Source organism: Nocardioides sp. (assembly GCF_036374615.1).
Taxonomy (GTDB): Bacteria; Actinomycetota; Actinomycetes; order Propionibacteriales; family Nocardioidaceae; genus Nocardioides.
This window is the reverse complement of the sequence record NZ_DASUTK010000217.1, coordinates 1-20,783: the sequence shown is the minus strand read 5'-3', so window position 1 is coordinate 20,783 and position 20,783 is coordinate 1. Positions and strand designations below refer to the sequence as shown.

Below are 20,783 nucleotides of genomic sequence, written 5' to 3'. Positions count from 1 at the left end.
GCGTGCCCGCCCCACCTGCTCGAGAGGAACCTGTGAGCCTCACCGGACTGACCACCGCCGTCCTGTCCGAACCGGTCCTCGCCCAGGCGATGGCCGACGCCCACGGCGGAGTGCTGCCGACGCTGGACCTGACCGGGCCGGTCGGGTTGCGGCCGTTCGTGGTCGCCGGACTCGCGGAACGGCAGCGGACCGTGCTGGCGGTGACCCCGACCACCCGTGAGGCCGAGGACCTGGTGGCCGCCGTGGGTGACCTGCTGCCGCCGGAGTCGGTCGCACTGTTCCCGAGCTGGGAGACGCTGCCGCACGAGCGGCTCAGCCCCCGCAGCGACACCGTCGGTCGCAGACTCGCGGTGCTGCGACGCCTCCGTCATCCGGACGTGTCAGGGCCGCACGGCCCGCTGCGGGTCGTGGTGGCACCCGTTCGGTCGGTGCTGCAGCCGCAGGTCCCTGGGCTGGGCGACCTCGCACCGGTCGAGCTCGTGCCCGGTGACAGCGTGCCGCTCGAGGAGGTCGTTCAGCGGCTCGCCGACGCGGCGTACTCGCGCGTCGACCTGGTCGAGAAGCGCGGCGAGTTCGCGGTCCGAGGCGGCATCGTCGACGTCTTCCCGCCGACCGACGAGCATCCGGTGCGGGTGGAGTTCTGGGGCGACGACGTCGAGGAGATCCGGAGCTTCGCGGTCGCCGACCAGCGCACCCTCGAGCCGGTCGACCGGCTGTGGGCGCCGCCGTGCCGGGAGCTCCTGCTCACCGAGGAGGTACGCCGGCGGGCAGCCGCCCTGGGCGAGGCGCATCCGCAGCTGCTGGAGATGACCGACAAGATCGCCGCCGGCGTCGCTGTCGAGGGCATGGAGTCCCTCGCGCCGGTGCTGGTCGACGAGATGGAGCTGCTGGTCGACCTGCTGCCGGTCGACTCCCACGTGCTGGTGCTCGACCCCGAGCGGGTCCGGTCGCGTGCCCACGACCTGGTGGCGACCAGCGAGGAGTTCCTGGGGGCCAGCTGGGCCGCCGCGGCGTCCGGCGGCCAGGCTCCGATCGACCTCGGCGCCGCGTCGTACCGTTCCCTCGGCGACGTCCGCGAGCACGTACTCGCGCGCGGCCGGGCCTGGTGGAGTGCTAGCCCCTTCGGGATCGAGGGGGTCGTGACCGCCGACGAGGACGGCGCCGTCGAGTCGCGCGCGCTCGCGACACGGATGGTGGAGAACTATCGCGGCGACCTCGAGCAGGCGGTCAAGGACATCCGAGGCTGGCTGGCCGACGACCACCGGGTCGTCGTGGTGCACCAAGGCCACGGTCCAGCGCAGCGGTTCGTCGAGGTGCTGGCCGACCACGACGTGCCCGCGGCGCTGGTCGAGCCCGAGGAGCTGGAGCCCCGATCGGCCGTCGTCACGGTCTCCTGCGGCGCGCTCGACCACGGCTTCGTGGACCCGACGTCGCGACTCGTCCTGTTGACCGGGGACGACCTCGCGGGCCAGAAGTCGTCGACCCGCGACATGCGGCGGATGCCCGCGCGTCGGAAGCGCCAGATCGACCCCCTCGAGCTCGTCGCCGGCGACTACGTCGTCCACGAGCAGCACGGCGTCGGCCGGTTCGTCGAGATGCGGCAGCGCGAGGTGCAGGGCGCGGTCCGCGAGTATCTCGTGCTCGAGTACGGCGCCTCCAAGCGGGGCGGCCCTCCCGACCGGCTCTACGTCCCGGCCGACGCGCTGGACCAGGTGACGCGGTACGTCGGCGGCGAGCAGCCCTCCCTCGACCGGCTCGGTGGGTCCGACTGGAGCAAGCGCAAGAACCGCGCCCGCAAGGCGGTGCGACAGATCGCCGCCGAGCTCATCAAGCTGTACGCCGCCCGGCAGGCCACGCAGGGTCACGTCTTCGGCGCCGACACCCCCTGGCAGCGCGAGCTCGAGGACGCGTTCCCCTTCAGGGAGACACCCGACCAGCTCAGCACGGTCGACGAGGTCAAGGGCGACATGATGCGCAGCGTCCCCATGGACCGGCTGGTCTGCGGCGACGTCGGCTACGGCAAGACCGAGATCGCGGTGCGCGCGGCGTTCAAGGCGGTCCAGGACGGGAAGCAGGTGGCGGTGCTCGTGCCGACCACCCTGCTCGTGACCCAGCATCTCTCCACGTTCACCGAGCGGATGGGCGCCTTCCCGATCACTGTGAAGCCCTTGTCGCGTTTCCAGACCGACAGCGAGGCGAAGGCGGTCGTCGACGGGCTGGCCGACGGCTCGGTCGACATCGTGATCGGCACCCACCGCCTGCTCAACCCGGACATCCGGGTCAAGGACCTCGGCCTGATCGTGGTCGACGAGGAGCAGCGGTTCGGCGTCGAGCACAAGGAGCAGATGAAGCGGCTGCGCACCAGCGTCGACGTGCTGTCGATGAGCGCGACCCCGATCCCGCGCACCCTGGAGATGGCCGTCACCGGCATCCGCGAGATGTCGACCATCACCACTCCGCCCGAGGAGCGGCACCCTGTGCTCACCTACGTCGGCGCGTACGACGACCGGCAGGTCACCGCCGCGATCCGCCGCGAGCTGCTGCGCGACGGCCAGGTGTTCTACATCCACAACCGCGTGAACTCGATCGAGAAGGCCGCCGCCAGGATCCGGGAGCTGGTGCCGGAGGCGCGGGTGGCCACCGCCCACGGACAGATGGGGGAGCACCTGCTCGAGCAGGTGATGCTCGACTTCTGGGAGAAGCGGTTCGACGTCCTCGTGTGCACGACGATCGTGGAGTCGGGACTCGACGTCTCCAACGCGAACACCATGATCATCGAGCGGGCAGACGCGCTCGGCCTCTCCCAGCTCCACCAGCTGCGCGGTCGCGTGGGGCGCAGCCGCGAGCGGGCGTACGCCTACTTCCTCTACCCGGCCGAGAAGCCCCTCACGGAGACCGCGCACGAGCGGCTCGCGACGCTCGCGCAGCACTCCGACCTCGGCGGCGGCATGGCGATCGCCATGAAGGACCTCGAGATCCGCGGCGCCGGCAACCTGCTCGGCGGCGAGCAGTCGGGCCACATCGCCGACGTCGGCTTCGACCTGTACGTGCGGCTGGTCGGCGACGCCGTGCAGGAGTTCAAGGCCCTCTCGAGTGGGCAGAGCGGCGAACCCGAGCTCCGTGAGGTCCGGATCGAGCTTCCGGTCGACGCTCACCTGCCTCACGACTACATCCCGAGCGAACGGCTGCGACTCGAGATGTACAAGCGGCTCGCGGAGGTGCGCGCTGACGACGACGTCGACCTGTTGCGCGAAGAGCTGGTCGACCGGTACGGCGAGCCTCCCGAGCCGGTCGCCGCTCTGCTGCTGGTCGCGCGCTTCCGTGCCCGCGCCCGGCAGGCCGGGATCGGCGAGGTCACGATCGCGGGTCGCAACGTCCGGTTCGCGCCGGTCAGGCTGCCCGAGTCACGCGTGCTGCGGCTGCAGCGGTTGTACCCGAAGAGCATCGTCAAGACCCAGCTCGACACGGTGCTGGTCCCCCGACCGGGATCGCCCGGGGGTCGTCCGCTCGAAGGAGTGGCCCTGCTTGAATGGGCCCGTACCGTCATCGACGCGGTGATCGACCCGAAGGAGCAGCAGCAGTGAGCACGTCCGCCAGGACCAACGGCAGAGCCGTCAGGACCAACGGCAGAGCCGTCAGGAGCGCGGGGACAGCCCGCACCGTGGGTGCCGTCGCGGCGGTCGCTGTCCTCACCCTCACCGGATGTGGTGCACTCCGGCCGGGGACCGCCGTCGAGGTCGGGGACGAGCGGATCACCACATCGCGCGTGGACGAGGTGACCACCGACTTCTGCCGCGCCATCGAGCCGCAGCTGGAGCAGCAGGCCGAGTCGATCCAGAACTCCTTCCTCCGCAGCTACGTCGCCGGCACCCTGGCGCTCCGGACCGCGGCCGAACAGCTGGCCGAGGAGCACGGCGTCGAGGCGGACAGCGAGGACTACCTCAACGCGGTCTCCGAGCTGCGGCGCGGCCTCCAGACGGTCCCCGAGGAGGTTCGCGAGGCCGTGATCGAGATCGAGACCGCCTCGGCGTACGTCGAGGCGGTGCAGCTCGCGGTCGGCGAGGCAGTGCTGGAGGGTGGCGGCGACGACGAGGAGATCGCCGCAGCCGGCCGCGAGGAGTTCGACGCGTGGATCACGAAGCAGGACGTGCAGTTCGATCCCTCCCTGAACACCGAGATCAAGGACGGCGCCTTCACCATCAGTGACCAGGCGGTCTCCTTCGCCGTCAGTGAGCGGGCCAAGGCGGGCAGCGCGGAGCAGCCCAACGCGGTGGCCGCACGCCAGCTCACCATTGCCCAGCGCTGCGGACGCTGATCTCGCCATGAGCGACGCGGCCACCCCGGACGACGGGGCGGTCCTCGAGTTCCTGGACGTGATGCGTCGGCTGCGCGCCGAGTGTCCCTGGAATGCGGCGCAGACCCACCGGTCGCTCGCGCGCTACCTGCTCGAGGAGACGCACGAAGCGCTCGAGGCGATGGACACCGGCGACCGCGACCATCTGCGCGAGGAGCTCGGCGACCTGCTGCTCCAGGTCTTCCTCCACACGGCGATCGCCGAGCAGGCGGGAGACTTCACCACCGGCGACGTCGCCCGCGACATCACCGAGAAGATGATCACGCGCAACCCGCACGTCTTCGGTGACGGGCCTGCTGACGACCTGGCCCCGGCGGCGGTCAACGAGCTCTGGGAGTCGCGGAAGGCGCTCGAGAAGCAGCGCTCCTCCGTCATCGAGGGACTCGCACCCGGGCTCCCCGCGCTGCTGTACGCCGACAAGGTGCTCGACCGGCTCAGCCGCGCTGGTGCCGCTCCCGTCGTACCGGAGTCCGACGACCTCGGCGACCGCCTGCTCGCGCTGGTGGCCGAGGCCCGGGCCTCCGGGGTCGATCCCGAGCAGGCGCTGCGGGACGCCGTCCGCCGAGTGCTCTGAGCCGGGCTCAGGTCGTCTGCTCGGGCAGGCGCACGTGGGCCAGCACGGTGGACGTGGCGTCGATCGGGCGGGTGCGCCGACCCTCGTCGAGGTCGACGCTACAGTCCTGCGCCTGCTTCTGTTTGCCGACGCACAGCAGCTCGCCCACCTGCGTGCCGTAGACCTCGACGACTGCCTGCGCCCTTTCGAGCATCGGCCCCAGAGCCGGGCGCAGGGAGAGCGTCGCCTGCCGGGGCATCGACGGCCTGTCACGGTCGACTGCGCCGACGATCCGGTAGCGAAGCTCGATCCTGGTCGCCGGTTCGGACAGCGGCACGACCGTGGTGACCTCGATCGTGCGGGCCACGCCCGCCACCGGCTCGCCGTCCGCTGAGACCTGGACGTCCTGCAGCTGCGGGAGCGGCCCGCCGGCATGGGCGGGCGGCGGGACGATGGACAGCTCCCCGAGTGGCTTGCTGGCACGAACTCGCTCCGACGCCTCGAGCGCTCCCGAGTCGTCGACGGCGACGCTGAGGAAGACCCCCGGCATCGTCAGCCCCGGCGCTTGCGTCGGACCGTTGGCCAGCGGCGACTGGTCCGCCGCCGGCCTGACCGTGTCCTCCGCGGTCGGCCTGCCCGTGCCCTCGTCCGCAGACCGGATGGCGGCGTACCCGGCGACACTGCCGACGAGGATCACCGAGGTGACGGCTGCGATCCGTCCGACCGCGAGGCCGTCGAACCCGGCACGCTCCGAGCGCCGACCCAGCTCCACCCGGGGGCGTGGGCGTTCGGCCCATCGGCGGCTCAGGTCAATCCGTGAGCGCAGGGCGCCAACGCGCTGGCGCAGGTCCGACCGCGGGGCGCCAACGCGCTGGCGCAGGTCCAACCGCGGGCGCAGGTCCCATCGTTGTCGAAGGGAGAGGCGGGGACGCTCCTGCCACACTCCACGCAGGTCCAGGGAAGGGCGCATCTCCCATCGACGACGCAGCTGGAGCCGGGGCCGTCCCTCCCAACGCCGGCGCAGGTCCCAGCGGAGTCGCTGGCGCCGCTCCAGTCGCTGCTGCTGCCGCAGCAGGACGCGGTTGGTCGCGTCCGTCTGCCAGCGTGCGTGGCGCAGCCGGAGCTCCTGCAGGATCGGCATGATGGTTCACCCCCCGAGCACCTCGTGCTCCCGGGCGCACCCCCGCGCACCCGGTCCAGCGAGGGTACTCTCGCGCCGCTGGGGAAACCTCCCCCAATCGGAGGGTTCCCGGCCGGTCTAGACAGGCGACGCTCTTGCCGGCGGAGCGTGACGCCGCCGGGTCAGGGAGGTCGACGAGCGCCACCACAGCGGACGAGGCCATGGGGATCCGCCGCGTCCGCCAGCCGTCCCCGCGGTCGATGCCGCACAGACGCTCCTCTGGGACCCGATCGACACACACCAGGTTGTGCACCTCGGCACCGTGGACCTGAACGACTGCGCGCGTGCCGACGAGCGTCGACGCGAGGGCCGGGCGCAGGGAGAGCGTGGCCCGCCCCGGTGGGGCCGGCGCGCTGCGGGCGGTCGCGCCCACGACGCGGTATCGCAGCTCGATCGTGGTGGCCGCCTCGGCCAGCGTGACCTCGGTTGCGCTGGCGATCGTGTCGGGGACGGAGACCGGTTCGCCGTCTGCGGAGACTTGGACATCCTCCAGTCGTGGCGTGCCGTCCGTGCCCGCTTGCGCCGGCGGTGGAACCAGTGACAGGTGAAGGAGCGGTTGCCGGGCATGAGCCACCTCGGCCACCTCCAGCACGCCGAAGTCGTCGACAGCGACGGTGAGCATGATGCCGGGCCTGACCGCACCGGGCTCCCGCCCCCGCCGGTCGTCGGGTGAGGAGTTGTTGGCCGCCGGCCGCGCCGTTTCCTCGGCCGCCGGCCGACCGCCGACCGGGTCGCCCGCGGCGCGGACCGTCGCGTAGCCGCCCACGCCGGCCAGGAGCACTACGGCGGTGGCGACGGAGGCTCGACGGGTCGAGCGCGCGCCCAGCTGGGTGCGCCGGCGGCGCACTTCCCACCGCAGCCGCTGGCGCCGTTGCTCCCACATCTGCTCCCGGAACAGGTGCCGGTACTCGGCGTCCGCCCGCCAGCGCTGGAACTCCCGACGTAGCTGCATCGTGGTGTCCCTCCCGGGCACGCACCCCCCGTGCGCCCCACGCCGTGAGTCTACGCCCCCGCCGACGAGGTGAAATTCTCCAGATGGGGTTCCCCCCTCATCCGAACGGTCGCATACTGCGAATCCGGGCGGCACTCACCCAACCGAGGGGGAACCTGGCCGACCGACGGGGAATCGGGGGGTTCTGCCGTGATTGCACGTCGCTTCGTCGCCTTGCTCGCACTCGTCCTGGTCGTGCTCGCGACCCCGACAGCGTCGCGATCGGCACCACCGGCGCCGGCCGGCGAGGTGTACCTCGTCCAGGGCGTCGTCGACTCCGAGTGGGAGCTCAGTGTCGACGGGGAGGTGGTCAAGGACGGGGTCGCTGCCAAGGAGATCGTGCCGGCCGGAGACCTCGACCCGGGCAGCCACGAGGTCACGGCGACGTCGGACGACGGAACCTCGGTCGCTGCCGCGATCGACGTGAAGGCCGGCCAGAGCCTCGACGTGGTTCTGCACCTGCCCGTCGAGGCCGACGGAACTCCGGTCCTCACCAGCTTCGTCAACGACCGCTCGCCGGTGCCGGCGGGCAGCACCCGGTTGTCGATCGCCCACACCGCCGCTGTAGGCCCGGCCGACATCGAAGTCGACGGCCAGGTCCTCTTCGCCGACGTCGCGAGCGGCGAAGAGCTCACCGTGGTCGTGCCCGGCGACACCTACCGGGTGGCCGTCGTCCCCGCGGCGACGGACAGCCCACCGGTGCTCGGGCCGGTCGACCTGCCGGTGCCGCCCGGAAAGCTGATGCGCGTGTTCGCGGTCGGAGTCGCCGCCGAGGGCACGATGGACGCGGTCGTGCACACGATGGACGTGCCGGTGTCCGGGTCGCAGGAGCGGCCCTCCGACGTGCCCGGAGGTTCCGGTGGACCGACGTACGCAGACGAAGCGGTGGGTGGTCCGGGTGTGCTCGGGTGGGCAGGTCTGGCGTGCCTGGCCGGAGCGCTCGTGCTGCTCGGCTCGGCACTCGTACGTCGGAGCGTCCCGGATCACCCGTGATCGGGCGCTCCGGACGACTGGTAGCGGCCGCCGCGATGGCGGTGCTCGGGGGCGGCCTGCTCGTCGCTGCTCAGTCGCCGAGCGATCCGGCACCACTGCCTGACCGTGCGACCACCTTGGGCACTTCTGCGGTGGCGCGTGACGAGGAGCGCCCGGCTGCGGCGACCGGTCGGACGCTCCCGCCACAATGGCCGGAGTTCGTGCCGACGCGGGTGTCGCTGGGGGAGGCGGCCGACGGAGTCACGGCCGCGGTCGACCCGGTCTCAGTCGTCGCTGGCACCCTCGAGCTCCCTGGCGACGCCGACCGCGTCGGCTGGTGGCGAGCTGGGTCGCTCGCGGGTGCACCGTTCGGGACGGTGCTGGTCGCCGGTCATCTCGACTCCGACACCGATCCGGCGGGCTATCTCGCCGCGCTGGCGGAGCTCGCTCCCGGGGACGTGGTCGAGCTCGCCGGGGACGGTGACCGGCAGCATTACCGGGTGACCCGCAACTACCTATTGGCACGGGCAAACCTGTCACAACGCTCAGACCTCTTCGAGCAGGATCGGCCGCACCGGCTGGTGCTCGTCACCTGCGGCGGCGCGTACGACGTGGCCGCCGGCCGCTACCAGTTCAACCGGATCGTCGAGGCCCGGCCGGTGCCCTGACCTGTCTCAGACCAGCTGACCGATCTGGTCCCAGAGCAGGATCACGGAGAAGATCCCGTAGAACAGGACCGCCCAGATGATCGCCCCGAACCGCACTCCGGTCAGCCCGATCTCCCGCGGCAGCACGCCCCGGTTGAGCTTCAGCAGCAGGCAGGAGTAGATGAACATCACCACGCCGTTGAGGGCGGACGCGATCACCAGCAGCACGAGTGGCTGGTCGACACCGGACAGCAGGATGGCCGAGCCGACGACGATCATGCCCCACACCGTGAGGAAGTAGAGCCGGCTCTCGCTCCAGGTCACGCTGTCGCGCAGCGCTCCGGTCTTGAGCACGTCCGCAGTCAGCCGGGCGACCATGTCGAGCACTGTCAGGTTCGTCGAGAACAGGACCACGGACCCGATCAGCCAGAAGGTCGTGCTGAGCCAGTCGCCGGACGAGGCGGCCAGCGCGTCACCCTGGATCTTGATGAAGTCGAGGCCCTCCGCGTCTCCGCCGGTGCCCACCGTGACGAACGTCAGCGTCATGAACACGAGCAGTGCGACGCCACCGATCAGAAGGAACGTCAGCTGCTGCTCGCGGTCGGCCACCCGCCACCAGCCCTGCCAACGGCGCAGGTTCTCGGGGGTGCGCTTGAAGAAGAACCCGGTCGTCGGCGCCGCGACCTCCTCGCCGGTGAACGGCGACACGACGCGCGGCATCCGAGCGCCCATCGCCAGGCCCTTGTCGCGCACCCAGTTGGACTGCACCAGGTTCATGACGCCGCCGGCGCCGGCGAACGCGATCGCGCCCATCAGCACCGCGATGGGGATGGTGTTGATCGCGTCGGGGATCTTCTGGACCTCGACGAAGCCCTTGCCCAGCCCCTTGTACCCGTCGACGCCGAGCAGCATCAGGGCGGCGTACACGACGAAGAGCACGATCAGCGCCACCAGGAAGAACTGGATCTTCTCCACGGTCCGGTAGACGACCGGCGACACGGTGAGCACGATCCCGATCAGCACCAGGACGCCGATCGTCACCAGGGGGATCGCGTCCTCGGAGAAGCCGAGCGCGAACGAGGCCGTGGTAGTGCCACCGGTGGCCCAGCCCGGCCACATCCACGCACCGACGGCCATCACGATGAACAGCACGCCCCACGGCTTCCAGAGCCGGGTGAAGCCGGTGACCGCGGTCTCGCCGGTGGCGAGGGTGTAGCGCTCGATCTCCATGTTGAGGAAGTACTGCGTGGTCACACCGATGACCACCAGCCACACGAGCGCGAGCCCGACCTGGGTCGTGATGTAGGGCCAGAGGATGAACTCGCCGGAGCCGATGGCGCCGGCGAGCAGCAGCACGCTGGGCCCGACGACCTTGCTCAGTGGGGCGGGTTCCGGCAGGTCGGCATACGTCGCCGGGGGCACGTGCTGGTGGGGGATCTCCGTCGCCACGTCACGGGCTTCGGTGTGCTGGCTCATTGCTGGACTCCTCGAGTAGTCACGGCACCTGCAGTCGCGGCCCCTGCAGTCAGGGCATCTGTTCGTAGGCGGGGATCGTGAGGAAGTCCTCGTACGTCTCCGCCAGTGCCATCTGGGTGAACAGCGCGCGCGCCTCCGCCCAGCGGCGGTCGGAGTCCGCGTCCCCGACCAGCTTCTGGTACTCGTCCTCGACGATGTCGTCGACGAGGTCTCGTGTGACCGGTCGGCCGTCGGCGAGCGTGGTTCCGTGGTGCAGCCACTGCCACACCTGAGACCGTGAGATCTCCGCGGTGGCGGCGTCCTCCATGAGGTTGTCGATGCCGACCGCGCCGATGCCACGGAGCCAGGCCTCGAGGTAGGAGATGCCGACCCGCACGTTGGTGCGCAGGCCCTGCTCGGTCACCTCGCCCGGGAGTCCGGAGAGGTCGAGCAGCTGCGCAGCCGTGACCTCCACGTCGTCTCGTGTGCGGTGGCGCTGGTCGGGATTCGACCCGAGCACGTCGGTGAACACCTCGGCACACAAGCTGACCATGCCCGGGTGGGCCACCCACGAGCCGTCGAAGCCGTCCGCGGCCTCCCGCGCCTTGTCGTCGCGCACCTTGGCGAACGCCTGCTCGTTGATCGCCTCGTCCTTGCTGGGGATGAACGCCGCCATGCCGCCGATCGCGTGTGCGCCGCGCTTGTGGCAGGTCCGGACGAGAAGCTCGGTGTAGGCGCGCATGAAGGGGACGGTCATGGTGACCGTGCTGCGGTCTGGCAGTACGAACTCGTCTCCTCGGTCGCGGAAGAGCTTGATCATGCTGAACATGTAGTCCCAGCGGCCGGCGTTCAGCCCCGCCGAGTGCTCGCGGAGCTCGTGGAGGATCTCCTCCATCTCGAACGCGGCCGGCACGGTCTCGATCAGCACGGTCGCCCGGATGGTGCCGCTGGGCAGCCCGAGCACGTCCTGTGCTCGCACGAAGACGTCGTTCCACAGCCGGGCCTCGAGGTGGCTCTCCATCTTCGGCAGGTAGAAGTACGGCCCGGAGCCGCGGTCGAGCTGGGGCCTGGCGCAGTGGAAGAAGTAGAGGCCGAAGTCGACCAGGCTGCCCGACATCCGCTCGCCGTCGACGAGCAGGTGCTTCTCGCTCAGGTGCCAGCCCCGCGGCCGGACCACGATGGTCGCGAAATCGTCACCGAGCCGGTACTCCTTGCCGTCCGGGTTGGTGAACGCGAGGGTGCCGGCTACCGCGTCGCGGAGGTTGAGCTGTCCCTGCACCAGGTTCTCCCACAGCGGGGTGTTGGCGTCCTCGAGGTCGGCGAGCCACACCTTGGCGCCGGAGTTGAGCGCGTTGATCGCCATCTTCGCGTCCGTCGGGCCGGTGATCTCGACTCGCCGGTCGACCAGTCCCGGCGCGGGCGGCGCGACCTGCCAGTCGCCTTCGCGCGCGTCGCGGGTGTCGTCCAGGAAGGCGAGGTCCGCGCCGGCTGCGATCGCCGCGTGACGCTCGTGCCGCGCGCCGAGGAGCGTCTGCCGTCGCGGCTCGAACTCCCTGTGGAGGACGGCGAGGAAGTCGAGCGCATCGGGGGTGAGGATCTCGTCGAAGCGGGTGTGGACGTCGCCTGCCACGTCGACGGAGCGCCCGGTCGACTCCTGGGTCGGCATGAAAACCTTTCCACGATGTGGAAGTGCGCTTCTACAATCTAGGAGACTAGAGCGGTGAGGTGGCGGGGTCAACCGCCGCCCGAGCGCGGGGAGGCGGACGAAACCATGGGCTCGATGCCGACGGGCGAGGGATCGGTCCAGTCGATCAGTCGGGCCTTCGAGATCCTGGAGGTGCTGGCGCAGGAGGCCCCCGTGTCACTCTCGACCCTGGCGCGGCGGGCCGGGCTGCCGCTGAGCACGGTGCATCGACTGGTCGGGACGCTCGTGTCGCTGGGCTACGTGCGGGCGGACACCGACAAGCGGTACGCGCTGTCACCACGGATGATCCACCTCGGTGAGCGTTCGGCACGGATGGTGTCCCACTGGGCACTCCCACACCTCGCGCGGCTAGTCGACGAGCTCGGGGAGACGGCCAACCTCGCGCAGCTCGACGGCGACCGGGTGGTGTACGTCGCGCAGGTCCCGTCGCGCCACTCGATGCGGATGTTCACCGAGGTCGGGCGACGGGTCGACCCGCACTGCACGGCGGTCGGCAAGGCGCTGCTCGCGCGGCTGCCCGACTCGCGCGTGGACACGCTCATCGAGCGCACGGGGTTGGTGGCTCACACCCCTCACACGATCACGACGGTGGGGCGACTGCACGAAGAGCTCGCGACGATTCGTGGCGCCGGCTACGCGGTGGACGACGAAGAGCAGGAGCTCGGGGTGCGCTGCGTCGCAGTCGCCTTGGACGACGGCCCGCTGCGGCTGGCGCTCTCCGTGTCGGGGCCGGTGTCCCGGATGTCGGCCGACCTGGTCGATCGAGCGGTGCCGGCACTCCGGGCGACGGCGGCCGGTTTCGTGGCGGACCTGGCCGCACCGGACCGGGCCGACCGCTAGACGACTGCTACCGGCGGCCGATCGCGCGACCGACGATGCCGAGTGCGAGCACGACCAACCCGACCAGCACCGAGCCGACCGGCAGGGTCACCGCGAGCAGCAGGCAGCCGGCCATACCCAGCACCTGCAGCGCCCGCGGCCACCGCCGCTCGCCGGCGGGCTGGCGGAGCGCCGCCGTGTTCGCGACGAAGTAGTAGAGCAACACCCCGAACGACGAGAACCCGATCGCTCCCCGCAGGTCGACCACCAGGACCAGGGCCACGACCACCGCACCGACGAGGAGCTCAGCCCGGTCCGGGACCCGGTGCCGCTCCGACACCGAGTCGAGCCACCCCGGCAGGTCTCGTTCACGAGCCATCGCCAGCGTCGTGCGGCTCACGCCCGCCAGCAGTGCGAGCAGCGCCCCGAGGCTCGCTGCGGTGGCGCCCACTCTCACCACCGGCTCCGCCCACACGGCGCCCACTGCAGCGGTCGCGGCCGCGACCGGGGTGTGCGCGCCGGGGAGCTCCGCGCCGAGCACCGCCACCAGGGTCAGGCCGACGGCAAGGTAGAGGACGACCGCGGTACCCAACGCGAGCAGGATCGCCCGGCCGAGGATCTCGGGGCGACGGACCTCCTCGGCGAGGGTGGCGATCCGCGCGTAGCCGGCGAACGCGAAGAACAGCAGCCCCGCGGCCTGCAGCACGCCGAGGACCCCGCCACCCGACTCGAGCGGCAGCGGCACGCGTGTCGGCCCGGACGCCCAGCAGAGCGCGACGAAGCCCACCAGCACGATCAGGGTCACGACCAGCAGCACTCGCGCGAGAGCGGCGGTGCGGGTGACCCCGCGCAGGTTGGCGGCGGTGAACGCGACGACGACCAGCGCCGCGGCGACGCGTTGTGGCCACCCGTCCACCGGCACGGCGTACGCCGCTGCGGCCATCGCCATCGCGGCGCACGAGGCGGTCTTGCCGATGACGAAGCCCCACCCTGCGAGGAAGCCCCACCACGGTCCGAGGACGACCCGGCCGAACAGGTAGGTGCCGCCCGACGACGGGTGTACGGCCGCCAGCTGGGCCGACGAGGTCGCGTTGCAGAAGGCGACGACGGCCGCGATCCCCAACCCCACGAACAGGCCGGAGCCGGCGGCCTCGGCGGCCGGCCCGAACGCCACGAAGACACCCGCGCCGAGCATCGCGGCCAGCCCGACCACGACTGCGTCGCCGGTGCCGAGCCGCCGCGCGAGGGAGGGCTGGCTCACGCCGAGCAGCGTAGATGCCGGTCACGGCTGCGTGGACGGCTGGTCGACCGCCCGCGCGCCGGCACTAGGCTGCGACTGACCGGACCCACGACCTCAGGAGCACACCCATGGCCGTCATCTCCGCCGTCGCAGCCCGCGAGATCCTCGACTCCCGAGGCAACCCGACCGTCGAGGTCGAGGTGGCCCTCGACGACGGGTCGTACGGCCGGGCGGCCGTGCCGAGCGGCGCGTCGACCGGTGCGTTCGAGGCGGTCGAGCTGCGTGACGGCGGCAAGCGCTATGCCGGCAAGGGCGTGGCCAAGGCGGTCGCCGGGGTCGTCGACAAGATCGAACCGGAGATCACCGGGCTTGACGCCGACGACCAGCGGCTGGTGGACCAGGCGATGCTCAGCCTCGACGGCACGCCCAACAAGGCCTCGCTCGGAGCCAACGCGATCCTCGGCGTCTCGCTCGCCGTCGCGAAGGCCGCCTCCGACTCCGCGGGCCTGCCGCTCTTCCGCTACGTCGGTGGACCCAACGCCCACCTGCTCCCGGTGCCGATGATGAACATCCTCAACGGCGGCGCCCACGCCGACACCAACGTCGACGTGCAGGAGTTCATGATCGCGCCGATCGGTGCGGCCACGTTCCGCGAGGCGGTCCAGCAGGGTGCCGAGGTCTACCATGCGCTCAAGGCGGTGCTGAAGAAGAAGGGCCTCGCCACCGGCGTCGGCGACGAGGGCGGGTTCGCCCCCGACCTGCCGTCCAACCGCGATGCGCTCGACCTGATCGCCGACGCGGTCAAGTCGGCCGGCTTCAAGCTCGGCCGCGACATCGGCCTGGCCCTCGACGTGGCCGCGTCGGAGTTCCACGAGAAGAAGGGCTACGTCTTCGAGGGCAAGAAGCGATCCTCGGACGACATGACGGCGTACTACGCCGACCTCGTGTCGTCGTACCCCATCGTCTCGATCGAGGACCCGCTCGACGAGGACGACTGGGCGGGGTGGAGGACCATCACCGACGAGCTCGGCGGTCGTACGCAGCTGGTCGGCGACGACCTGTTCGTCACCAACGTCGAGCGGTTGCAGCGCGGCATCGACGGTGGTCAGGCCAACGCGCTGCTGGTGAAGGTCAACCAGATCGGTTCACTGACCGAGACCCTCGACTCGGTGGACCTCGCGCACCGCAGCCGCTTCCGGTGCATGATGAGCCACCGTTCCGGTGAGACCGAGGACACCACCATCGCCGACCTGGCGGTCGCCACGAACTGCGGCCAGATCAAGACCGGGGCGCCGGCGCGGTCCGAGCGGGTGGCGAAGTACAACCAGCTGCTGCGGATCGAGGAGCTGCTCGGTGACGCGGCGCGGTACGCCGGCGCGGGCGCGTTCCCGCGCTTCGGCGGCTGAGCCGACTACCGTGGGGCCGGTGAGTGATCGACCCGGCCCGCTTCGTGGAGGCCAGCGCGCGAGCGGACCCGGCGGACCCCGTCGCCCGGGTCGCCGCAGTGCCGGTCGCACGTCCGCGCGCCCGGTCGCAGGTGCGAACGGCGGCGGTGAGAGCGCCACCGCGCGGCGGCCACGGATCACCGGTCGAGCGGCCGTGCTGCTGCTGGTGCTGGCCGTGCTCGCGGTGTCGTACGCGTCGTCGCTCAAGGCCTATCTCCAGCAGCGCGCGCACATCGAGGACCTCAAGAACCAGATCGAGAAGACCTCAGCCAGCATCGACGAGCTCGAGCGGGAGAAGCGACGCTGGAACGACGACGCGTTCGTGCGTGCGCAGGCCCGTGAGAGGTTCGGGTACGTGATGCCGGGCGAGACGTCGTACGTCGTCCTCGACGAGAACGGTGAGCCGATCGAGAGCCGGGCCCGGCTGCACGATGCGGAGGAGCTGCTCGCGGCCCCACCCACTGCCTGGTGGGAGGACGCGTGGGCGTCAGTCGAGCTGGCCGGCGACCCGCCCGACGACGAGCCGCCGCCTGCAACGGACCTGGACAAGCCTCGATCGTGAGCGCTCCCGACCCGGCGAACCCCTCCGAGGTCGCGGCGATCGAGCGGCAGCTGGGGCGCAGGCCGCGCGGCATCGCCGCGATCGGGCACCGCTGTCCCTGCGGCCTCCCCGACGTCGTGACCACGGAGCCGCGGCTGCCGAACGGCACCCCCTTCCCGACGACGTACTACCTCTCCTGCCCGCGGGCGGCGTCCCGGATCGGCACGCTGGAGGGCTCGGGGCTGATGAAGGAGATGGAGGACCGGCTCGGGTCCGACCCGGAGCTGGCCGCGGCCTACCGGGCGGCGCACGACTCCTATCTCGCCGACCGGGAGGCGGTCGGCCGGGCCGCCGGACAGAGCGTGCCGGAGATCGAGGGCATCTCCGCCGGCGGGATGCCCGACCGCGTGAAGTGTCTGCACGTGCTGGCCGCCCACGCGCTGGCGGCGGGCGCGGGCGTCAACCCGCTCGGCGACGAGGTGCTCGAGGCGCTGGGTGACTGGTGGTCCTCCGGGCCGTGCGTCGACACTCCCGGTGGTTGAGGTGCGAGGTTTCGAGACGGGCGCTTCGCGCCCTCCTCAACCCACATCTCCGCGAGCCTCGAAACCCCCGGGCCCGCACCCCGGCCTGGTCGCCGCGATCGACTGCGGCACGAACACGATCAAGCTGTTCGTCGGCCGGCCACCGGACGTCCTCGTCCGTGAGACCAGGATGGTCCGGCTCGGGCAGGGCGTCGACGCGACCGGGGAGCTGGCGGAGGAGGCGCTCGCGCGGACGTTCGCCGCGATCGACGAGTACGCCGAGCTGATCCGCCGTCACGGCGTACCGGCCGAGCGGATCAGGTTCTGTGCCACGTCGGCCACGCGCGACGCGAGCAACGCCGAGGTGTTCCGCCGTGGAGTCGTCGCACGGCTGGGTGTGGCGCCCGAGGTGCTCAGCGGCGACGAAGAAGCGGCGATCGGGTTCTCGGGTGCCATGAAGGCACTGCCCAGGGATCTCGCGACCCCGGTCCTGGTGGTCGACATCGGCGGGGGTTCGACCGAGGTGATTCTCGGGGACCGGTCCGGCGTCCGCGCCGCGCGGTCGATGGATGTCGGCTCGGTCAGGCTGCACGAGCGACACGTGAACGGGGACCCACCCACGCCCGACGAGGTCGCGGCGGTCGTGGCCGACGTGGACGCCGGGCTCGACGCCTGCGGCGTGCCGCTGGGCGACGCCGAGACGGTGGTCGGGATCGCCGGCACGATGACCACGCTGGCAGCGGCGGTCCTCGACCTACCGGCGTACGACCCGGACGCTGTGCACGGGTCCGTGCACGATCGAGCCGAGGTGCATGCGACCGTCGACCGGCTCGTGGCCATGACCGTCGCGGAGCGCCGGGCGCTGCCCTACATGCATCCCGGCCGGGCCGACGTGATCGACGCCGGGGTCCTGATCGCCGACCGGGTGCTGCGCCGGACCGGCGTCGACCGGTTGGTGGTCAGCGAGGCCGACATCCTGGAGGGCATCGCGTGGACGATGGTGTGATGCTGCCGCACCCGATCACGGGCACGCCGTTCCCGTCCCCGGTGCCGCCCGGCGCCGGCTGGCCTGAGGATCCGGCCGCGCCCGACACGCCAGTGGCCCGGACGGCCGCGCAGGTGCGGAGGCTGGCGGCGGGCCGTTTGGACACAAACGGCGGCGACACGCCGAGCCGGACTGCCGGATCTGCCCAATCGAGCGGGATGGACGAGCTGGCAGGGCTCGACGCGCGGGTCAGCGTCTGCCGTGCCTGCCCCCGGCTGGTGCGCTGGCGCGAGGACGTGGCGGTGGCCAAGCGAGCATCGTTCGCCAACCAGCCCTACTGGGGCCGGCCGATCGCCGGCTGGGGTTCACCCACCCCCAGCCTGTTGATCGTGGGACTGGCACCCGCGGCCCACGGCGGCAACCGCACCGGCCGGGTCTTCACCGGGGACTCCAGCGGAGACTGGCTGTTCGCCAGCCTCCACCGGGTGGGAATCGCGACCCAGGAGACGTCGGTGCACGCCGGTGACGGGCAGGGGCTCGTCGACGCCCGGATGGTCGCCACCGTCCGCTGCGCGCCGCCGCTGAACAAGCCAACCGTCCAGGAGCGCGACACCTGCGAGCCGTGGCTGGCCCGGGAGGTGAGGTTGCTGCTGCCGCACGTGCGCGCCGTCGTGGCGCTGGGCTCCTACGGGTGGGCCGGCGCGCTACGCGGCCTCGCCGCGGCGGGTGTCAGGATCCCGCGCCCGAGACCTCGGTTCGGTCATGGCGCCGAAGTCGAGCTCGAGGGGATCACCCTGGTCGGGTGCTACCACCCCAGCCAGCACAACACATTCACCGGCCGACTGACCCCCGAGATGCTCGACGAGGTGCTGGGCCGGGCGCGTGCGCTGACACAATGACGCGCGAGGAAGCGCCGCCCCCGTATCCCAATCGGCAGAGGAAGTCGCCTTAAAAGCGACGCAGTGTGGGTTCGACCCCCACCGGGGGCACCGGTATCTCCTCCTCCAGACCTGCCTGTGAGCGCAGCCACACGCTGACATGGTCCGGCTGCCAGGTCTTGTCGACGGCGTCTCGGAGGTCTCGGGCGACTGAGTCGAGGTCCACCTCATGGCGCAGCTGGGCGGCGAAGGCGTCAAGCGTGGTGGTCGCGTCGTACCTGCTTCGGTAGAAGCGTCGGTCGACGGCGTCCTGGACGCGCCGCCGTGCCGGCCGGAACAGCGCCGCCGCCGCCAACGTGGAGGCGGCGACCGCCACGTCGGAACGGGGGCTGATCGCGCTCGGGGCGAGCTGGAGGAGCAGGACAGAGACGAAGTACACGGCACCGAGGATGATCGTGAGCCCTCCGTAGACGAGGGCCCGGTTCAGGATCCGATCGATCTCGTACAGCCGGTACTTCAGGATCGCGACGGTGATCGCCGCGGGGATTCCGAGGAGTACCACAGCGCCCTCCGCCTGCTGCGCGACGAGAATCACGGGCGACGACGTGCACTCGCAGACCAGCTGGCCGGTCGAGGCGACCACCTGGAGGCCGACGCTGAGACCGGCTACGAGAGCGAGCCAGAGAATCTGGCGGCGTACGTCGTTGCTTCCCCTTCGATACCGCGCGACCAGGGAAGCGAGCGCCAAGAGGAACAGCGGGAGGTAGATCACGGCCAGCGCCTCGAGTGACCCCACCAGTCGGCCCAAGTCTCCGAGGAAGTCAAGAGCGAGGGGGTTGTCATAGGACAGAGAGACGCCACCCGGCGCGGGAATTGCGACCGATCGGGGTGCGACGGCAAACAGCATCCCTTCCACCGCGCAGATACCCAGGATCACGGTGGTCACTGCCCGCCACTGCGAGGAGGGGAGGTGGCCGTCCGGGAAGAGCACCAGCATGCCGATCAGCAGCACGAAGAGCGGCAGGAACAGCAGCTCGCAGACCAAGCCCACGAGCTCTCCGGCGGGAAACGTGTCCGGGTGCGTGAGGACTGCCGCCACGGCGTACATCGTCGTCGCGGACTGCGCGCCGCCTACGACGCCCACAGCAAGCAGCATCCACCCGATGCGGTGCGCCACCCGCAGGACGACCAGCACGCCGAGGCTGGCGTAGAGCAGGCTCGCGACCGGGTTGATCGCAGCAATCGCCTGGTCGGCAGGCTCGAGGTCACTCCACGCCATGACAGTGAGGACAGCCGTGGCGGCGCTGAGGGCCGCCGAGGTTCCCCACAGGCAGGCGCACAGTGCACGCGTTCGCATTGCCATGGGCCGCTCCTAGACGACGTGCCGCCCGCCCGAACGCCAGATATTCAGGCTACCTTAGTAAAGTGCCGTCTGTCCCACAAGAGCTCAGCACCGTGAGCATGCTGGGCCGTGCCTACAGCCTGCTCGGCTTCCAGATCGTCGACGGCGTGGTCGGCGCAGGCTTCCCGCAGAAGCCGTCACACTCAGCAGTCTTCGCGCAGATCAAGCCAGAGGGTTCGCGGCTCACGGAGCTGGCGAGGGGCGCCAACATGACGCCGCAGGCGATGGGCGAGCTGGTCGACGAGCTGGTGGAGATGGAGTACGTCGTCCGCCGGCCTGATCCCACCGACGGCCGCGCCAAGCTGATCGTGCTGACAGAGAAGGGGAACGCATGCGTTGCGGCCGGGATCGCCACGATCACCACCCTCGAGGAGAGCATCACCGCGATCCTCGGTGAGCGCGGTCATCGGGAGCTGCGCCGGCTGTTGAAGCGGCTCCTGGACCAGGGCTGACCGTCTGAGCCGACATTGGCGTCGAGTCGTGTGCCTCCGCGAGCGCTATAGCGCACTGTCAGGCACACGCCGCTTGGCCTCGACCGGGGCCGCACGCCGCGACGGCGTGCGGAACAGCGTGCGGGCGACCACCGTCGGCGCCAGCAGCGTCTCGGGCCGCGCCAGCAGCAGCTGCACGCGGGTGAGGGCGAGGTTCACCCGCTCGTCGTACGGCGCGGCGCGCATCACCCGCTCCAGGTAAGGGTTGAGCCGGTCGGTGCCCGGCGGCTTGCGCCCGCCCGTCCGGGGGTAGATGAAGTCCGCACCGGTCGCCACCCGCCAGGGCGTCTCCACGACGCGGTCGGCGGCGCGGGCGTGGGCCCGGGTAGCCCAGGGGAGTGAGCTCCGCCCGGCCAGGCTCTCGGCGAGTGCCATGGCCTGCTGCGCCGCGGCCTGCTGCGCCGCCGAGCTCATGCCCTGGTTCGCTGAAGACAAGCCACACCTGTTCCGGCTCACCTTCCAAGAGGTGACGGCGCAGACCGTCCGCGATCTCGCGGTGGCCTCCAACGCGCGTGACAGCTACCTCGCGCTCGCCCGGTGGATCTCGAGGGCGCGCGACGCGGGGGTGATCGACTCCCGGCCCCGAGCGCAGGTCGCGTTCGCC

At 71.2% G+C, this 20,783-nt stretch carries 19 protein-coding genes and 1 tRNA gene; 15 read left to right on the top strand and 5 right to left on the bottom strand.

All coding sequences use genetic code 11. The features are described from left to right. Window positions 1-32 precede the first annotated feature (32 nt). The 3 genes from mfd to VFZ39_RS16745 all read left to right on the top strand — a co-directional run bounded on the left by mfd (window position 33) and on the right by VFZ39_RS16745 (window position 4,928). On the top strand, window positions 33-3,584 hold the full coding sequence (gene mfd / locus VFZ39_RS16755; protein WP_414690310.1) for a transcription-repair coupling factor: 3,552 nt from the start codon (window positions 33-35) through the stop codon (window positions 3,582-3,584). Between the two features lie 77 nt (window positions 3,585-3,661). Then, the gene (locus tag VFZ39_RS16750) at window positions 3,662-4,315 is read left to right on the top strand and encodes a hypothetical protein (RefSeq protein WP_330866929.1); all 654 of its coding nucleotides are present in this window, start codon (window positions 3,662-3,664) and stop codon (window positions 4,313-4,315) included. Window positions 4,316-4,322: 7 nt separating this feature from the next. Next, window positions 4,323-4,928, top strand: coding sequence for a MazG family protein (locus tag VFZ39_RS16745; RefSeq protein WP_330866928.1), 606 nt, complete (start codon window positions 4,323-4,325; stop codon window positions 4,926-4,928). Window positions 4,929-4,935: 7 nt separating this feature from the next. Here VFZ39_RS16745 and VFZ39_RS16740 read toward each other — a convergent pair whose 3' ends face one another. After that, on the bottom strand, window positions 4,936-6,048 hold the full coding sequence (locus tag VFZ39_RS16740) for a hypothetical protein (RefSeq protein ID WP_330866927.1): 1,113 nt from the start codon (window positions 6,046-6,048) through the stop codon (window positions 4,936-4,938). Between the two features lie 583 nt (window positions 6,049-6,631). Here VFZ39_RS16740 and VFZ39_RS16735 point away from each other — a divergent pair. The 3 genes from VFZ39_RS16735 (at window position 6,632) to VFZ39_RS16725 (ending at window position 8,718) form a co-directional block, all read left to right on the top strand. Continuing rightward, on the top strand, window positions 6,632-6,760 hold the full coding sequence (locus VFZ39_RS16735; RefSeq protein ID WP_330866926.1) for a hypothetical protein: 129 nt from the start codon (window positions 6,632-6,634) through the stop codon (window positions 6,758-6,760). Window positions 6,761-7,228: 468 nt separating this feature from the next. Continuing rightward, window positions 7,229-8,071, top strand: coding sequence for a DUF4397 domain-containing protein (locus VFZ39_RS16730; RefSeq protein ID WP_330866925.1), 843 nt, complete (start codon window positions 7,229-7,231; stop codon window positions 8,069-8,071). Beyond that, on the top strand, window positions 8,068-8,718 hold the full coding sequence (locus VFZ39_RS16725; protein ID WP_330866924.1) for a class F sortase: 651 nt from the start codon (window positions 8,068-8,070) through the stop codon (window positions 8,716-8,718). The genes VFZ39_RS16730 and VFZ39_RS16725 overlap by 4 nt, the downstream gene beginning before the upstream one ends. Window positions 8,719-8,724: 6 nt before the next feature. Here the strand turns inward: VFZ39_RS16725 and VFZ39_RS16720 are convergent, their stop codons facing one another. Together VFZ39_RS16720 and aceB are read right to left on the bottom strand one after the other, a co-directional pair. Then, complete coding sequence (locus VFZ39_RS16720) at window positions 8,725-10,173, bottom strand: Nramp family divalent metal transporter (RefSeq protein ID WP_330866923.1); 1,449 nt, start codon at window positions 10,171-10,173, stop codon at window positions 8,725-8,727. A gap of 49 nt (window positions 10,174-10,222) precedes the next feature. Then, on the bottom strand, window positions 10,223-11,818 hold the full coding sequence (gene aceB, locus VFZ39_RS16715; RefSeq protein ID WP_330866922.1) for a malate synthase A: 1,596 nt from the start codon (window positions 11,816-11,818) through the stop codon (window positions 10,223-10,225). A gap of 114 nt (window positions 11,819-11,932) precedes the next feature. Between aceB and VFZ39_RS16710 the strand changes: the two genes are divergently transcribed. Beyond that, entirely contained in the window at window positions 11,933-12,697 is a 765-nt protein-coding gene (locus tag VFZ39_RS16710; protein WP_330866921.1) for an IclR family transcriptional regulator, read from the top strand. A 7-nt stretch (window positions 12,698-12,704) separates the two neighbouring features. Here the strand turns inward: VFZ39_RS16710 and VFZ39_RS16705 are convergent, their stop codons facing one another. After that, on the bottom strand, window positions 12,705-13,937 hold the full coding sequence (locus tag VFZ39_RS16705) for an APC family permease (protein ID WP_330866920.1): 1,233 nt from the start codon (window positions 13,935-13,937) through the stop codon (window positions 12,705-12,707). Window positions 13,938-14,044: 107 nt separating this feature from the next. Here VFZ39_RS16705 and eno point away from each other — a divergent pair, with 107 nt between their 5' ends. From eno to VFZ39_RS16665, 8 genes are all read left to right on the top strand, one after another. Beyond that, window positions 14,045-15,322, top strand: a complete 1,278-nt coding sequence (gene eno, locus VFZ39_RS16700; protein ID WP_330866919.1) for a phosphopyruvate hydratase — start codon at window positions 14,045-14,047, stop codon at window positions 15,320-15,322. Window positions 15,323-15,341: 19 nt separating this feature from the next. Continuing rightward, window positions 15,342-15,923: a septum formation initiator family protein gene (locus VFZ39_RS16695; RefSeq protein ID WP_330866918.1), complete on the top strand. Its 582-nt coding sequence runs from the start codon at window positions 15,342-15,344 to the stop codon at window positions 15,921-15,923. Next, window positions 15,920-16,444 (top strand): DUF501 domain-containing protein, encoded by a 525-nt coding sequence (locus VFZ39_RS16690; protein ID WP_330866917.1) that lies wholly within the window; start codon window positions 15,920-15,922, stop codon window positions 16,442-16,444. Before VFZ39_RS16695 ends, VFZ39_RS16690 begins: the two co-directional genes overlap by 4 nt. Before the next feature lie 85 nt (window positions 16,445-16,529). After that, window positions 16,530-17,429 carry a Ppx/GppA phosphatase family protein gene (locus tag VFZ39_RS16685; protein WP_330866937.1) on the top strand — a complete coding sequence of 300 codons (900 nt, stop codon included), beginning with the start codon at window positions 16,530-16,532 and terminating at the stop codon, window positions 17,427-17,429. Beyond that, window positions 17,429-18,307, top strand: a complete 879-nt coding sequence (locus VFZ39_RS16680; RefSeq protein WP_330866916.1) for a uracil-DNA glycosylase — start codon at window positions 17,429-17,431, stop codon at window positions 18,305-18,307. Before VFZ39_RS16685 ends, VFZ39_RS16680 begins: the two co-directional genes overlap by 1 nt. A gap of 16 nt (window positions 18,308-18,323) precedes the next feature. Further along, window positions 18,324-18,397: transfer RNA gene (locus VFZ39_RS16675), tRNA-Leu, on the top strand. A gap of 118 nt (window positions 18,398-18,515) precedes the next feature. Further along, window positions 18,516-19,076 (top strand): hypothetical protein, encoded by a 561-nt coding sequence (locus VFZ39_RS16670; RefSeq protein WP_330866915.1) that lies wholly within the window; start codon window positions 18,516-18,518, stop codon window positions 19,074-19,076. 635 nt (window positions 19,077-19,711) lie between these two features. Continuing rightward, window positions 19,712-20,140 (top strand): MarR family winged helix-turn-helix transcriptional regulator, encoded by a 429-nt coding sequence (locus VFZ39_RS16665; RefSeq protein ID WP_330866914.1) that lies wholly within the window; start codon window positions 19,712-19,714, stop codon window positions 20,138-20,140. Window positions 20,141-20,185: 45 nt separating this feature from the next. Here VFZ39_RS16665 and VFZ39_RS16660 read toward each other — a convergent pair whose 3' ends face one another. After that, window positions 20,186-20,614: a hypothetical protein gene (locus VFZ39_RS16660; RefSeq protein WP_330866913.1), complete on the bottom strand. Its 429-nt coding sequence runs from the start codon at window positions 20,612-20,614 to the stop codon at window positions 20,186-20,188. Window positions 20,615-20,783: the final 169 nt, after the last annotated feature.

Coding starts and splice junctions, on each gene's coding strand:
- VFZ39_RS16720 (WP_330866923.1), bottom strand. CDS start 10,173: ATGAGCCAGCACACCGAAGCCCGTGACGTGGCGACGGAGATCCCCCAC.
- VFZ39_RS16670 (WP_330866915.1), top strand. CDS start 18,516: ATGGCGCAGCTGGGCGGCGAAGGCGTCAAGCGTGGTGGTCGCGTCGTA.
- VFZ39_RS16740 (WP_330866927.1), bottom strand. CDS start 6,048: ATGCCGATCCTGCAGGAGCTCCGGCTGCGCCACGCACGCTGGCAGACG.
- aceB (WP_330866922.1), bottom strand. CDS start 11,818: ATGCCGACCCAGGAGTCGACCGGGCGCTCCGTCGACGTGGCAGGCGAC.
- VFZ39_RS16710 (WP_330866921.1), top strand. CDS start 11,933: ATGCCGACGGGCGAGGGATCGGTCCAGTCGATCAGTCGGGCCTTCGAG.
- eno (WP_330866919.1), top strand. CDS start 14,045: ATGGCCGTCATCTCCGCCGTCGCAGCCCGCGAGATCCTCGACTCCCGA.
- VFZ39_RS16680 (WP_330866916.1), top strand. CDS start 17,429: ATGCTGCCGCACCCGATCACGGGCACGCCGTTCCCGTCCCCGGTGCCG.
- VFZ39_RS16745 (WP_330866928.1), top strand. CDS start 4,323: ATGAGCGACGCGGCCACCCCGGACGACGGGGCGGTCCTCGAGTTCCTG.